Source organism: Aurantimonas litoralis, assembly GCF_026153195.1.
GTDB classification, from domain to species: Bacteria; Pseudomonadota; Alphaproteobacteria; order Rhizobiales; family Rhizobiaceae; genus Aurantimonas; species Aurantimonas coralicida.
Genome location: NZ_JAPFBM010000002.1, coordinates 55,085 through 68,524 on the forward strand (window position 1 = coordinate 55,085; position 13,440 = coordinate 68,524).

A 13,440-nucleotide genomic window follows, 5' to 3' on the forward strand; every position below is an offset into this window, starting at 1 on the left:
CGGCGCGCAGCCGGCGCCCCGTCCCGGGGCCCGGTGACGCGGGCGGCTATCCGGCGCGAAAACCCCGATAGACGGCGGCGCCGGGGTCGACGACCGCCGAGGATTCCGTCGTGGCGATCTCGCCGAGGCGCTGATGCATGTCCGACTTGATGCAGGCCGGATCGGTATTGGCCGCATCGCCCGTCAGCGCCAGCGCCTGGCAACGACAGCCACCGAAATCGATATGCCGGCGCTCGCAGGAGCGGCAGGGCTCCTTCATCCACGACGTGCCGCGATAGGCCTCGAAAGCCGGCGACGACGACCAGATGTCGGCGATCGAATGGTCCTGCACGGACCAGAATTCCAGATGCTTGATCGTCTCGGCGGCGTGGCAGGGCAGCGCCCGCCCGGCCGGCGTCACGCTCAGCGTCCGCGCGCCCCAGCCGCCGTTACACAGCTTGGGATATTTGGCGTAATAGTCCGGGAACACCGCGTCGATGACCAGCGTGCCTTTCAGCCGCTCGCGCGCTTCCTCGACCTCGGTGATCGTCCGGTCGACGTCCTCGCGCGCCGGCATCAGCTGTGCCCGGTTCTTGAGGGCCCAGCCGTAATATTGCGTATGGGCGATCTCCAGGCGCTTGGCGCCGAAATCGACGGCCTTCTGGATCATCTGCGGCACCTGATGAATGTTCATCCGGTGGATGACCGCGTTCAGCGTCAGCGGGAAGCCCCGCTCCACCACCGAGCGGGCGAAGGCTTCCTTCTTCTCGAAGCCGCCGCGATAGCCGCCGACAAGCTCGGTGATCTGGGCATCCGCCCCCTGCAGCGAGAGCTGGATATGGTCGCAGCCGGCCTCCAGCAGCGCATCCAGCTTGTCGTCGCTGACGCCGACGCCGGAGGTGATCAGGTTGGTGTAGAGACCGACCTCGCTGGCGTGGCGGGTCAGCTCGACGATGTCCTTGCGCGCCGTCGGCTCGCCGCCGGACAGATGGATATGGATGACGCCGAGTTCGGCGGCCTCGCTGAACACCCGCTTCCAGGTCTCGGTATCGAGCTCGCTGGATCGGCCGTCGAGCTGCAGCGGGTTCGAGCAATAGGTGCAGCGCAGCGGGCAGCGATGGGTGAGTTCGGCCAGAAGGCCCAGCGGTGGCGCCGGCGTCGGCTGCGCGACCGGCTCGCCGGCCGGCTGGGGAAAGACGGCTTCGTTCATAACGTCACCATTTGCTTGTCGCTGAGATCGACAAGGAAGCTCGCGACATCGGGGCGGATGGTGGCTTCGTCAGCGGCGAAGACCTCGGCCAGCGAGCGGACGATCGTGCCGAAATCGGACTTGCCGTCGACCCGCTTCAGGATCTCGGTCGCAACGCCGTCGGCATTGAAGATCCGCTCCGGGCCGACCAGGATGAAATTGCCGCGGACCTTGTCTTCGCGAAACTTCACGCCGTGCGGCAGCTTCGGAATCGTGGTGTCGGCAATCTCGGTCATGATCTCGGATTCTCTTTCTCTGCCGTGCCGGGCTGCCAGGCATCGGGCGGGGTCAGGCCCGGCTCGACATAGGCAAAATACAGGGCGTCGAGCTGCGCCCACAACACGTGGCACTTGAAGCGCAGGGCGTTCAGCACCGCCTCCTGCTCTTCCGGCCGGCGGGCGTTCTCCAGACAATACTCCAGCGCGAAATCGGAATCACGCTTGGCCTGCACGGGACGCTTGTCGAAATAGGCCAGCGTCTCGCGCGAGATGAAGTCGTAATGCTCGAGCATGCCGCGCACGCGCGTGCCGATCACGTTCGGCGAGAACAGCTCGGTCAGCGACGAGGCGATGGCCTCCAGCAGCGTCTTCTCCTGCACGAAATGCACATAGGCATCGACCGCGAAACGGGTGCCGGGCAGGATACCGGCGCCACTCTCCACATAGGCACGATCGAGGCCGACACCATCGGTCAGGGCAATCCATTTCTCGATACCGCCGCGCTGCGCCGGCTGCCCCTCGGTGGCTTCCTGTCCGTCGTGGTCGATGATCCGCTGGCGCCATTCCCGCCGCAGCTCCGTCGTCTGCAGACGTGCCAGGATATGCGAATCCTTCACCGGGATCTGCGACTGGTAGTAGTAGCGATTGAGGGCCCAGGCCTGCACCTGCTCGCGGCTCAACTCGCCATTCTGCAGCATCTGTTGGAACGGATGCAGGTGATGGTAGCGCTCGGCGCCGATCTGGCGCAGCGCCGCCTCGAAGGCCTCGCGATCCATCATGGCCGTCATGGCGCGATCTCCATGCCATCCTTCGCGACCTGCCAGCCGGCTGCCTCGACAGCCTGCCGCTGGTCGGATCCCTCGATCAGGATCGGATTTGTGTTGTTGATGTGGATATAGGTCCGGTGGCCGATCCCCAGATCGTCGAAGGCGTTCAGGCTGCCGCCCTCGCCCGAGATCGGGATGTGGCCCATGCGCCGACCGGTCTTCGGACCGACGCCGGCCTGCGCCATCTCGTCGTCCTCGAATACGGTGCCGTCGAAGAGCAGCGCGTCGGCGCCCCGCACGCGCTCGCGCAGCGGTTCCGTGACCGCGGCGCAGCCGGGAATGTAATAGGCGGTCTGGCCATGCGCCGTCAGCCGGACGCCGACGGTCATCTCACCTTCCTCGCCGACGTCGACCTCGCCCTTTTCCAGGTAGAGCGGGACCTTGCCGGGAACCGAGAAGATCTCGACCTCCAGTCCGGGCACCGGCTCGAACACCTGCCCGACCGCGACCGGCCGGCGCTCAACACAAGCGGGGTCGAGGACGGAAAAGATCGGGTTCTGCTGGATGACGTCGAGAACGCCTGCCGTTCCGTAGAGCGGGAAAGTCTGCTTCTCGCGCAATGTCAGGAGGCCGGCGACATGATCGACGTCGCCATTGGTGACGAGCACCGCGCCGATCGGCGACGCACGCCGCGTCGTATCGGCAGCCCCGGCCATCGGCGAGATCGGCGGGGATCGCATGATCTGCTCGCGCAGGTCGGGAGAGGCGTTCAGAAGAAGCCAGTTCTCACCGTCCGCCGTCGCGGCGATCGAGGATTGCGAGCGCGCGCTGACACGGGTGTCGCCGGTCCAGTAGAGGCGGCACACGTCACAGAGGCAGTTCCACTGGGGATAGCCGCCGCCGGCAGCGGAGCCCAATACAAAAAGCCGCAGGCGGGTCTGTGCCCGCCCGCGGCTATCATGTGCAATCGACAATTAGAATTCGATCGGCATGTAGCCGTTGATTTCCATCGCGACGCAGACTTCCGTGATAACGGGCTTGTTCCAGGCCATTGTCATTCTCCCAAAGTGCCGCGACCGACAGAAGGTCGATCGCTGTACCCACCAACGGAAAGCTAGCAAAAGCGTTTCATCATCGAAAGCCACGCGGGGTCACAAAGACCGGTGGGAGCCGTTATCGGGAATGTTTCCCATACGGCGCCGCTACGGTCGACAGCCAGGCCGAGGCCCACTATTGCAGGCTCCCATGGCCGATTTCACCGATCCCGACACATTGGCGGCATCCTTGCTCGAAGGATCGCGCGCCGCGCTCTCGCGAGCGATCACCCTGGTCGAATCGACCCGGGCCGACCATCGCGCGACGGCAGCCGCGCTGCTCGATCGTCTCGCGCCGGAGACCGGACGCGCCATCCGCATCGGCCTCAGCGGCGTTCCGGGGGTCGGCAAGTCGACCCTTCTCGACGCCTTCGGCTCCATGCTCACGGCGAAGGGGCACCGGGTCGCGGTGCTGGCGGTGGATCCGTCCTCGGTCCGCAGCGGCGGCTCGATTCTCGGCGACAAGACGCGCATGGCGCGGCTGAGCGTCGATCGCAGTGCCTATGTCCGTCCCTCCCCATCCTCCGGCACGCTCGGCGGCGTCGCCGCCCAGACCCGCGAGACGATGCTTCTCTGCGAAGCCGCCGGCTTCGACGTGGTGATCGTCGAGACCATGGGGGTCGGCCAGGCCGAGGTCGCGGTGGCGGAGATGGTCGATCTCGTCCTTCTCCTGATGATCCCCGGTGGCGGCGACGAATTGCAGGGGATCAAGAAGGGCATCCTCGAGGTCGCCGACATCATCGCCATGAACAAGGCCGATGGCGGCAATGTCGACGCGGCGAAGACCGCCGCCTCCGAGATCCGCTCGGCGCTCAACATACTGGCGCCGCGTTCGGCCGCATGGCGCGTCCCCGTCGCCACGGTTTCCGGCATGACCGGTACCGGGCTCGACGCGCTCTGGAGCGAGATCGAACGCTTCCGACAGGTGCATCGCGACAACGGCGCCTGGGACGAGCGCCGGGCCGACCAGCGCGTGCGCTGGCTGTGGTCCAGCCTCGACGCCGCGATCCGTCGGCGTGTCCTGTCCGGGCCGAACTGGCCGGCTGAGATCGCCGCCGGCGAAAACGCCGTGCGCACCGGGGAGCGGGCACCCTCGGCCGTTGCCGAAGATATCCTCGACCATCTGGGTCTGCCCCGCTCCGGCGGGAACCGATGACGACCTCGCCACCCTCACAAACATCCATTTCGCGCGTGTCGCAGCCGATGCCTGTGCACCGGCGCCGCGCGCCTTAGATCGCCTCTCACGAGAGCCAAGGATTTCTGCATGTCCAACACGAGACCCGACCGCACCGCGCGCCTAGCCGTGCTGATCGACGCCGACAACGCCTCATCGCGGATCGCCGACGGCCTGTTCGAGGAAATCGCCAAGATCGGCGAAGCCAGCGTGCGTCGCATCTACGGCGACTTCTCCTCGTCGCGCTCGAAGGGCTGGGCCGACGTGCTGTCGCGCCACGCCATCATCCCGCAGCAGCAATTCGCCTACACGACCGGCAAGAACGCCTCCGACATCACCCTCGTCATCGACGCGATGGATCTGCTCCACAGCGGACGCTTCGACGGCTTCTGCCTGGTCTCATCGGACAGTGATTTCACGCGGCTGGCGGCGCGGATCCGCGAGCAGGGTGTCGATGTCTACGGCTTCGGCGAGCAGAAGACCCCCGAGAGCTTCCGCCAGGCATGCCGTCGCTTCATCTACACCGAGAACCTGCTGCCCCAGCGCATCGCGCCGGAGAAGGACGACGGCAAGCCGACCAGCGCGCCGCTCGCCAAGCCGCAGGAAGCCGCCGAACTGCTCAAGCGGGTCATCGACCAGATGGACACCGAGGATGGTTGGGTGAATCTCGGCAGCTTCGGCAAGCAGCTTCTCAACCTGTCGTCGGACTTCGATCCGCGTACCTACGGCTTCAAGAAGCTGTCGGACCTCGTGCGCTCGACCGATCTGTTCGAGGTGGACGACCCGGAAGGCGGCAGCGTCGACATCCGGCTGAAGCCGACGACCAAACCGGCGCCGCGCCGGCGCTCCACCCGCAGCCCTGCCAAGAGCGGCGAGCGGACGCGGTCGGCGCCGAAGAGCGACTGGAGCTGATCGGCTGACGCCGGACTAGTCGAGCGTCGCCCGGACGGCGCCGACCTCGGTCTTCTCCCAGTTGCGCAGGGTTGTCATGGACAGCGCATCGAAACGGGCCGCCAGATCGGCATCGTGGCTGCGCAGCGCTGCGGCGATGACCGCTGCCGCGAGCACTTCGCTGGCCCGCGTCGCGCCGTCGTCGATCTTCAGCGCGAAGCCGAGGCCGAGCTCGGGCAACGCCCCGCAGAACATGCCCTCGGCACCGGTCTTGGCGAAAACCTGGCCGGGTGCGGCCTGCATCAAGGCCTCGCAGGCCCGGCCGGTGCCCGACATTTCCCAGGGATGGGCCATGCAGGCGTCGATGAGGCGCAGGCCGGCAGCTGCGCGCTCGGGCGCAATCCCATGTCCGCTGACCAGCTTGGCGAAGCCATGGGCAAAGCTCTTCAGCGGCGCGGCGAAGGTCGGGATCGAGCAGCCGTCGGTACCGCAGACATCGGAATTCAGATCGAAGCCGGTCAGATCCTCGATCACCGCCTTGGCGCGCTGCTGCACCGGATGACCGAGCCCGACATAGCCGCGCGTTTCCTCACCCTGATGCACCGCCGTGCACAGGAAGCCGGCATGCTTGCCCGAACAGTTGTTGTGCAGCGCCGTCGGCTTCTCGCCGCGCCGGGCAAGATCGCGCGACACCGAGGCGTCGAACGGCCAGTGGCAGCCGCATTCGAGCACCGTGCCGTCGAGCCCAGCTTTCGCCAGCATCTCCGCCGCCAGACGCGCATGGCCGTCCTCACCCGAATGGGAAGCGCAGGCCAGCGCCAGTTCCCGGTCGCCGAAACCGTAGGCATCGGCGGCGCCGGTCTCGATCAGAGGAATGCCCTGGAACACCTTGATCGCCGAGCGCGGGAACACCGGCCGCAGGATGTCGCCGCGATGGTCGATCATCTCGCCCGAACCATCGACGAGCGCGAAACCGCCGCGATGGAAACTCTCCACGATACCGCCGCGGGTCACTTCCACGAGAACCGGGTTTGCCATTGGGCACCTCGACCTTAAGCTGCTGTTTCGAAACGTCGCCTCAATATCAGTCCGACACGCCCCCCGCCACCTGCCCGCGAGCCGATGCGTCCCTTGAAATTGCTGCTGCTTCTCATTGCCGGAGTCTATGTGCTGCCGGCGGCCCTCTCCGCGTTGCTCTGGTGGACCGGCGAACATCCCGGCTCGTGGCGCCAGGCGGACTGGAGCTCGGCCCAGATCCTGCCGGTGCCGGCCAAAGACACGCCGGCGGCCCTCTACATTCTCGCCGCGCGCACCGGCGGAATGAAGGGCGCCGTCTCGCAGCATTCCTGGATCGTCGTGAAGGACGATGGCGCCAGCCCCTACGATCGTTGGGACAAGGTCGGCTGGGGCATGCCGATCCGGCAGAACCACCGGCCGGCCGATGGCCTGTGGTACTCCAATGTTCCCGAGATCGTCGTCGCCGTCACGGGAGAGCGCGCCGAACGCCTGATCCCGCAGGTCCGGGACGCCATCGCCTCCTACCCGTTCGCGGCTTCGGGCGGCTACCACATCTTCCCCGGGCCGAACTCCAATACCTTCGTCGCCCATGTGATGCGCGCCGTGCCCGGCATCGCCGCCACCCTGCCGGCCGCCGCGATCGGCCGCGACTACCCTTCAGAGGGGCGCCTCGTCGCGCTTGATCCCTACCGAGCCGAGTTCCGGCTATCGCTGTGGGGCTATGCCGGCCTCGTCGTCGGCTGGGACTCCGGCGTCGAGGTCAATTTCCTCGGCCTCGTCGCCGGGCTGGACCCCCGCCGCCTGGCGATCAAGGTGCCGGCCTTCGGGACCTACGCCCTGCGCGGGACCTAGCGGAACGCCAAGAAGACGGACGTGTTCGCGAACGCAACATGCAATGCCGCCCCGCACCGATGCTTCACGCGCGGAAACAGCAACCTTTCGTTCACCACGACTTGCTAGGCTTCCCGGAATTGTTGCGGGGGAGACGCCGGCATGCTGCAGATGATGCGCAAACAGAGAAGCTATCGCGAGCAGTTCGCCGACGCGGTGATCGAAGTCTCGCCCGACGGCTACTACGTTCTTCAGGACGGCGTGATCCGTGATTGCAATCCCGCGACCGAGGCGATGCTGAGGGGCAAGCGCGAGGGCATTGTCGGCCTCACCCCAAAGGCGATCTCCCCGGACAACCAGCCCGACGGCAGTCGCAGCGACGCCCGGCTCCACGACATTCTCGCCGAGGCGACGAAGAACGGCGCGGCGCGCTTTGAATGGACGACCAAGCGCCTCGACGGCACCACCTTCCCCGGCTTCGTCACCATCATGGCGACGAAGATCAACGGCAAGCCGGCCTATGTCACTTTCCTCGTCGACCTCACGGTGATGGTCGAGATGCGTGAGGAGGGTGCGAAGGCGCAGGCTGCAGAAGCTAGAGCCGCGGAAGAGCAGACTCGCGCCATAGAGACGCTGGCGACGGCGCTGAACCAGATCGCCGGCGGCGACCTGCGTGCCCGCCTTGCGACGAAGCTGCCGGCCGCCTTCGGCAAGATCGGCACCGATTTCGACAGCGCCATCGGCGCTCTGGCCGACGCGCTCGCCGAAGTGGCATCTACCGTCGGCAGCGTCGAGCAGGCGACGGGCGGCATTGCCCAATCCTCCGCCGATCTGGCGCACCGCACCGAGCAGCAGGCAGCGTCCCTGGAGCAGACGGTCGCGGCCCTCGGCGAGGTGACGGCGGCAGTCAACCGAACGGCCGAGAGTTCCAGCCAGGCGCGGACCGTCGCGACCGCCGCCCGCGACAAGGCGGAAAAGGGCGGCGAGGTCGTCTCCCGCGCCGTCGCCGCGATGAGCCGCATCGAGACCTCGTCCCACAAGATCGGCGAAATCATCGGGGTGATCGACGAAATCGCCTTCCAGACCAATCTCCTGGCGCTGAATGCAGGCGTCGAGGCGGCCCGTGCTGGCGAGGCGGGCAAGGGCTTTGCCGTCGTCGCGCAGGAAGTGCGCGGCCTCGCCCAGCGCTCCGCCGATGCGGCGAAGGAGATCAAGCTGCTCATCTCGGCCTCGGGTGAGGAGGTGAAGAACGGCGTCGAACTCGTCACCGCGTCAGGTCGCAGCCTCGACGAGATCGTCCAGGAAGTTGCCGCGATGACCGACGTCATCGGCCGGATCGCGGTCTCCGCGACCGAGCAGGCGACGAGCCTCAGGGAGGTCTCCGGCGCCGCGGCCGAGATGGACCGGGCGACCCAGCAGAATGCCGCCCTGGTCGAGGAGACCACCGCCGCCGTGCAGGCACTGGCGGCTGACGCGCGCAATCTCGGCGATGTGGTCGAACGCTTCCGCCTGGACGACGATGCCGTCCATCAGCGCAGCGGCTCGCAGCAACCCGCTGCGCGCTCGCGCCTCGACCGCGCCGCCTGAACGGCAGCCAGACGAGGGCGCGTCGCCCGATCGTTGAGCCAGGCAACGCGTTCGCGTTTCGAAGAAGGCCGGAAACACGAGCGGAGTTTCCGTGCCGCTCGCGATCGGCTCAGCCTGTTCGTGCCGCCTGCGCCAGTGACAACCGGCCCAGCAGATCCCGCGCCGTGCGCGTCGCCGCGCCGGCGGCCATCGCCATCTGCGGCAGGATCATCCATTCCAGCGTCCAGGCCGCACCGGACCGCTCGTTCTCATGCACCAGCGACTGGTGCAGACCCGAGACCAACGTGGCGTTGAAGCGCGCCAGCGTGACCAGTACCTCCGCCCCGACGGGGTTCTGCTTGTGCGGCATGGCCGAAGAGCCACCACCTCCCTGCAGCGCCAGTTCGCCGACCTCGTTCTGCAACGACAGTGCGACGTCCTGCCCGAACTTGCCGAGCGCGCCGGTGATCAGCGACAGCCAGGTGCCGAACTCGACGATGCCGTCGCGGTCGGAATGCAGCGAGCCCGGCGCCGACCAGAGCCCCAGTGTCTCGGCGACGCGCGCGGCAATCGCGTCCCCCCTGCCGTCGAGACCGGCACGGTCCCCGACGGCGCCACCGAACCGCAGCGCGAAGGCCCGCGGGGCGATCTCCTCGCGCCGCAGCCGGCACCGCACCAGCGGGTCCGACCACGCCGACAGCTTGCGCTGGAACCGGGTCGGGCGGGCCGCCTGCATGCGGGTATGGGCCATCACCTCGGCATCGCCCGCCGAAATGCTCCACTCTGCCAGCCCGTCGACCAGTGCGGCCAGCCGCCGGTCGAGGACGAGGGACACCCCCTGCATGCGCATCGCCATGGACGCGTCGATCACGTCCTGGCTGGTCGCACCCTTGTGCAGCGCCGCCGCATGATCGTCGGCGAGATCGTCCCTGAGCTGCCGCAGCAGGTCCGGGACGACCACCCCGTCGCGGGCCGTTCCCTCCGCCAGACCGGCAATGTCCGGGGTGAAACCCGCCGTCCGTGCCGCGATCGCGGTAGCGGATTCTGCGGAGATCAGCCCTTCCGCGGCCTCGGCCTCGGCCAGCGCCGTCTCGAAGGCCAGCATGGCTTCGATGTCCGATGCGGGGGTGAAGTAGGAGGAGAGTTCCTCGTCCCCTAGGAGACCGGCGAGGATCGGATTGGAGAAGACGGCTGCCGTCATTGGTTGCCCGCGCCGCCGAACACCTCCGCCGCGAAGTCCGCGACCAGGCGCGTCGTCGCCTGCGGCTGCTCGATGCATGGCAGATGCCCGGCATTCTCGACGATCTCGAAGCGCGCGCCGGCGATGAGATCAGCGGTCGAGCGCACGAGATCGGGCGGGGTCGAGCCGTCGTGGTCGCCGACGACGCAGAGTACCGGTAGCGTCAGCGCTCGTGTCGCCTCCGTATAATCGGCATCGCGCAGGGCGCAGCAACTGCCCAGATAGCCGGCCAGCGGCGTGCGCAGCAGCATGTTGGAATAGCCGACGAAGTCGGGCTTGCCGGGCGCGCGGAAGCCGGGTGTGAACCAGCGCTGCAGGATCTGGTCGGAAATGACCGCGATGCCGTCCGCCTCGATCGCGGTAATCCGCTGGTTCCACAGCTCGTCCGAGCCGATGCGATGCGCCGTATCCATCAGCACCAGCCCCTTGGCGACGCCCGGATGCTGCGAGGCGAGCCCCTGCGCGATCATGCCGCCGATCGACAGCCCGACGACCAGCGGATCGACAAGCCCCAGATGATCGATCAGCGCCTTGAGGTCGGCGACGTGGTCTTCCATCGCATAGGGTGACGGCGTCGCCTCCGACAGGCCATGACCACGCTTGTCGTAGCGAACGATCCGGTAATCGGCCGCCAGATCGGCCACCATGGCGTCCCAGATGCGGAAATCGGTCCCGAGCGAATTGGCGAAGAGCAGCGTCGGCCCTGCCGCGTTCCCCTCGACCTTGTGATGGAGAACGACGCCGTTGACCCGTTCGAATGCCATTGCTGCGGTATCCTTGTTGCTTGCTCCGTTCGCCGATCATAGGCGTGGCGGCGGCGGAAGAAAGCCCGTCGCGGCGTCCGTGCCGAACGCCCCTCGCCTTCCCCGTTTCGCCGAGACCTGCTAGCCGCTAAAGGCACCAGAGTGGATCCGGGGTGCGGGAGGCCTGCCATGTTCCTCAGTTGCGGCGATGCGCTGTTCGATCTTTTCGTCGAAACCGGCGACGACGTAGCGCAGATCGCGCTTGCCGGCCGTGTTGGCGGCTCGCCGCTGAACGTCGCGCTCGGTCTGGCGCGCCTCGGACATCCCGCCGGCTTCTTCACCAAGGTCTCGCGCGACATCTTCGGCACCCGCATTCGCGGCTTCATGGAACGCGAGGCGATCGACCAGCAATTCCTGATCCCGACGGATCGCAACACCACGCTCGCCATGGTCTCGCTCGCGGCCGACGGCTCGGCGGCCTACGATTTCTACATCGAGGGCACGGCCGACCGTTCGGTCGAACCGTCGGACGTCCCGGCCGAATTTCCCGAGGCGCTCGCCGCGATCCATGTCGCGTCCTATTCGACCGTTACCGAACCGACGGCATCCGCACTGATGAAGCTGGTGCGCCAGGAATCCGGACGACGATTCATCTCCTACGATCCGAACATCCGCACTGCGATCGAGCCGGACATCGACATCTGGCGCGCGAAAGTCGCCGAGCTCGTCCCCTTTGCCGGGTTGGTGAAGGCAAGCGAGGAGGATCTCGAACAGCTCTATCCGGGACGCACCGCCGAAGCCGTGCTGGCGGACTGGGTCGGCGCCGGAGCGGAGATGGCGGTGGTCACCCGCGGCGAGAACGGCGCCGTGGCGCTGACGGGTGGCGGCGTCACCGCCACGGTCGCGGGGCAGCGGATCGTCGTCGCCGATACGGTCGGCGCCGGCGACACGTTTCAGGCCGCTCTCCTGGCAGCGCTCGAGGAGCGCGGGCAATTGTCGCGCGCCGCCCTGAAGCAGGCCGACCAGGCCAGCGTGGAATCGCTGCTTCGTTTCGCGGTTGGGGCGGCGGCGGTGACCTGCTCCCGTCGGGGCGCCGACCTGCCGCGCCGCGCCGATCTCGGGCTGCCGCCGCTGGCCTGACCACGGTCATTCCCGCCGGTTTCGGAAATCCCCAAACGAAAAAGCCCGACGGATCGCGAGGATCCGCCGGGCTCTGAAGCGAAACCGGACGCGCGAGGCGTCCGGAACCGTTCTTAGTTGAAGCGATACGAGGCCTTGGCCCAGATCGTGTGGAAGTCCAGGTCGTCGTTGTTCGACTCGCTGGTGAAGCTGACGGTGTTGGTGCCGTTGGTACCGGTGACCGTCTGATCGTTCGAACCGAGGTTCGTGTAGAGATACTCGACGCCGAACGAGATGTTGTTCGTCGCCATCACGTCCACGCCACCACCGACGGCATAGCCGATGTCGGTGTCGTCTTCGTCCTGGTCGAAGGTGTAGCCAGCGAAGCTACCCGACGAAGCCGGAGCCGTCGCGTCGTTGTCGACGCCGGCATAGGCGAGACCGCCCGTACCGTAGAGCAGGACGCTGTCCATGGCGTAACCAACGCGCGCCCGGACCGTGCCGAGGTAGTTGATGTCGCTGCTCGTCGAGAAGGTCGAGCCACCGGTCGTATAGGAGCGGTTGGTCTCGGCGTCGATGTAGTTGATGTCGGCGACCGCACCCACGACGAAGTCGTTGATCTGGTAGTCGTAACCGATGTGACCACCGCCGATGAAGCCGGCATTGTCGTCATCTTCGGAATACGTGCCGGTGCCGAATGCGCCGCCGCCGCCCGGGTTGAACGTCGCGCCATCGGACTCGTTGCCGAATGCGACGCCAGCCTGGCCACCGATGTACAGGCCGGTCCAGGTTGCGGTGGTGGCGACAGGCTCAATGGCCATCGGTGCCGGTGCCGGCGGCTCCTCATAGATGACGTCCGCGGCCAGGGCCGGGGTCACGAAAGCCGTGGTGGCGAGAAGCAGTGCAAGGCGTTTCATAGTCGTACTCCATTATGTCGCTTGCGCGACCTTGTCTCCGGACCGACGCTGCCGTCGGCTCCGAATGCCGCACCCGTCTTGTCGGGTTCGGGAGGGTTATGGTTCGCATCCGTGCTCAGAAAATGGCAGGAATACGTTCTCCTTCGCCGTGTTGCCGATCCGCAACGAGGACCTGCAGGACCCGGCGTCGTGAATCCTTCGTAACGCCCGACCCTTTATTCTCCCTTAAAAACGATGGTTTACGTCAACGGCCCGTTCACGGACGCCCTTAATCAATGAGGCGAAGTTGTGTCGGAAGTTATTCCTAGACCGCAATGCAGCAACGTTCTAAGCCGATCCCGCCGCGGCCTGTGCCCGACATCGCAGGGCGTCGGCGAGGATTGAGGATCGAGCGGCGACCGAGCGGAAAGCCGCCCCATTCCCGCCATGCTCAATCACCGATTTTCACCGATGGAGCATCGGTCCAGATCAGAGCGCAGATCGTCTGTCTGACACATCCGCATGGACATCCGCCGATCGCCGCGCCTCAGCTCTCGTCAGTCCGGCCGGTCATCGCGCTTCGGGAGACTGGAGCGTTGCCACCTTCCCTGCTTGGATACACTTCATCTGGGCAGGCCGGACCGCCGCATGAGCAG

The 13,440-nt window shown here is 66.7% G+C and carries 14 protein-coding genes; 5 read left to right on the forward strand and 9 right to left on the reverse strand.

All coding sequences use genetic code 11. The features are described 5' to 3' along the window. Positions 1-46: 46 nt before the first annotated feature. From pqqE to pqqA, 5 genes are read right to left on the reverse strand one after another with little or no spacing between them, the layout of a single operon-like run. Positions 47-1,189, reverse strand: coding sequence for a pyrroloquinoline quinone biosynthesis protein PqqE (gene pqqE / locus N7I30_RS05190; RefSeq protein WP_228238018.1), 1,143 nt, complete (start codon positions 1,187-1,189; stop codon positions 47-49). After that, positions 1,186-1,464 carry a pyrroloquinoline quinone biosynthesis peptide chaperone PqqD gene (pqqD, locus tag N7I30_RS05195; protein ID WP_024349005.1) on the reverse strand — a complete coding sequence of 93 codons (279 nt, stop codon included), beginning with the start codon at positions 1,462-1,464 and terminating at the stop codon, positions 1,186-1,188. Before pqqD ends, pqqE begins: the two co-directional genes overlap by 4 nt. Continuing rightward, positions 1,461-2,234: a pyrroloquinoline-quinone synthase PqqC gene (pqqC, locus tag N7I30_RS05200; protein ID WP_277023031.1), complete on the reverse strand. Its 774-nt coding sequence runs from the start codon at positions 2,232-2,234 to the stop codon at positions 1,461-1,463. The genes pqqD and pqqC overlap by 4 nt, the downstream gene beginning before the upstream one ends. Beyond that, a complete protein-coding gene (gene pqqB / locus N7I30_RS05205) occupies positions 2,231-3,145 on the reverse strand; it encodes a pyrroloquinoline quinone biosynthesis protein PqqB (RefSeq protein WP_230785741.1) in 915 nt (304 codons plus the stop codon). Before pqqB ends, pqqC begins: the two co-directional genes overlap by 4 nt. Positions 3,146-3,187: 42 nt before the next feature. After that, positions 3,188-3,265, reverse strand: a complete 78-nt coding sequence (gene pqqA / locus N7I30_RS05210) for a pyrroloquinoline quinone precursor peptide PqqA (protein WP_007067894.1) — start codon at positions 3,263-3,265, stop codon at positions 3,188-3,190. A 193-nt stretch (positions 3,266-3,458) separates the two neighbouring features. Between pqqA and meaB the strand changes: the two genes are divergently transcribed. After that, complete coding sequence (meaB, locus tag N7I30_RS05215) at positions 3,459-4,463, forward strand: methylmalonyl Co-A mutase-associated GTPase MeaB (RefSeq protein WP_498637218.1); 1,005 nt, start codon at positions 3,459-3,461, stop codon at positions 4,461-4,463. Positions 4,464-4,571: 108 nt separating this feature from the next. Further along, complete coding sequence (locus N7I30_RS05220; protein WP_187390315.1) at positions 4,572-5,393, forward strand: NYN domain-containing protein; 822 nt, start codon at positions 4,572-4,574, stop codon at positions 5,391-5,393. A 15-nt stretch (positions 5,394-5,408) separates the two neighbouring features. Here the strand turns inward: N7I30_RS05220 and N7I30_RS05225 are convergent, their stop codons facing one another. Then, positions 5,409-6,410, reverse strand: a complete 1,002-nt coding sequence (locus N7I30_RS05225; protein ID WP_498637220.1) for an asparaginase — start codon at positions 6,408-6,410, stop codon at positions 5,409-5,411. 84 nt (positions 6,411-6,494) lie between these two features. Between N7I30_RS05225 and N7I30_RS05230 the strand changes: the two genes are divergently transcribed. Continuing rightward, the gene (locus N7I30_RS05230) at positions 6,495-7,241 is read left to right on the forward strand and encodes a DUF3750 domain-containing protein (RefSeq protein WP_498637222.1); all 747 of its coding nucleotides are present in this window, start codon (positions 6,495-6,497) and stop codon (positions 7,239-7,241) included. A 141-nt stretch (positions 7,242-7,382) separates the two neighbouring features. Then, complete coding sequence (locus N7I30_RS05235; protein WP_498637224.1) at positions 7,383-8,807, forward strand: methyl-accepting chemotaxis protein; 1,425 nt, start codon at positions 7,383-7,385, stop codon at positions 8,805-8,807. 109 nt (positions 8,808-8,916) lie between these two features. On the opposite strand, the gene N7I30_RS05240 is transcribed toward N7I30_RS05235, so the two are convergent. Together N7I30_RS05240 and pcaD are read right to left on the reverse strand one after the other, a co-directional pair. After that, complete coding sequence (locus tag N7I30_RS05240; RefSeq protein ID WP_498637226.1) at positions 8,917-9,987, reverse strand: 3-carboxy-cis,cis-muconate cycloisomerase; 1,071 nt, start codon at positions 9,985-9,987, stop codon at positions 8,917-8,919. Further along, the gene (gene pcaD / locus N7I30_RS05245; RefSeq protein ID WP_498637228.1) at positions 9,984-10,790 is read right to left on the reverse strand and encodes a 3-oxoadipate enol-lactonase; all 807 of its coding nucleotides are present in this window, start codon (positions 10,788-10,790) and stop codon (positions 9,984-9,986) included. The genes N7I30_RS05240 and pcaD overlap by 4 nt, the downstream gene beginning before the upstream one ends. A gap of 168 nt (positions 10,791-10,958) precedes the next feature. On the opposite strand from pcaD, the gene N7I30_RS05250 reads away from it, so the two are divergent. Then, the gene (locus N7I30_RS05250; RefSeq protein ID WP_498637230.1) at positions 10,959-11,909 is read left to right on the forward strand and encodes a carbohydrate kinase family protein; all 951 of its coding nucleotides are present in this window, start codon (positions 10,959-10,961) and stop codon (positions 11,907-11,909) included. Between the two features lie 113 nt (positions 11,910-12,022). Here the strand turns inward: N7I30_RS05250 and N7I30_RS05255 are convergent, their stop codons facing one another. Beyond that, a complete protein-coding gene (locus N7I30_RS05255; RefSeq protein WP_024349016.1) occupies positions 12,023-12,805 on the reverse strand; it encodes an outer membrane protein in 783 nt (260 codons plus the stop codon). Positions 12,806-13,440: the final 635 nt, after the last annotated feature.

Coding starts and splice junctions, on each gene's coding strand:
- N7I30_RS05250 (WP_498637230.1), top strand. CDS start 10,959: ATGTTCCTCAGTTGCGGCGATGCGCTGTTCGATCTTTTCGTCGAAACC.
- N7I30_RS05230 (WP_498637222.1), top strand. CDS start 6,495: ATGCGTCCCTTGAAATTGCTGCTGCTTCTCATTGCCGGAGTCTATGTG.
- pqqC (WP_277023031.1), bottom strand. CDS start 2,234: ATGACGGCCATGATGGATCGCGAGGCCTTCGAGGCGGCGCTGCGCCAG.
- N7I30_RS05225 (WP_498637220.1), bottom strand. CDS start 6,410: ATGGCAAACCCGGTTCTCGTGGAAGTGACCCGCGGCGGTATCGTGGAG.
- N7I30_RS05240 (WP_498637226.1), bottom strand. CDS start 9,987: ATGACGGCAGCCGTCTTCTCCAATCCGATCCTCGCCGGTCTCCTAGGG.
- pcaD (WP_498637228.1), bottom strand. CDS start 10,790: ATGGCATTCGAACGGGTCAACGGCGTCGTTCTCCATCACAAGGTCGAG.
- pqqA (WP_007067894.1), bottom strand. CDS start 3,265: ATGGCCTGGAACAAGCCCGTTATCACGGAAGTCTGCGTCGCGATGGAA.
- pqqE (WP_228238018.1), bottom strand. CDS start 1,189: ATGAACGAAGCCGTCTTTCCCCAGCCGGCCGGCGAGCCGGTCGCGCAG.
- N7I30_RS05220 (WP_187390315.1), top strand. CDS start 4,572: ATGTCCAACACGAGACCCGACCGCACCGCGCGCCTAGCCGTGCTGATC.
- N7I30_RS05235 (WP_498637224.1), top strand. CDS start 7,383: ATGCTGCAGATGATGCGCAAACAGAGAAGCTATCGCGAGCAGTTCGCC.
- meaB (WP_498637218.1), top strand. CDS start 3,459: ATGGCCGATTTCACCGATCCCGACACATTGGCGGCATCCTTGCTCGAA.
- pqqD (WP_024349005.1), bottom strand. CDS start 1,464: ATGACCGAGATTGCCGACACCACGATTCCGAAGCTGCCGCACGGCGTG.
- N7I30_RS05255 (WP_024349016.1), bottom strand. CDS start 12,805: ATGAAACGCCTTGCACTGCTTCTCGCCACCACGGCTTTCGTGACCCCG.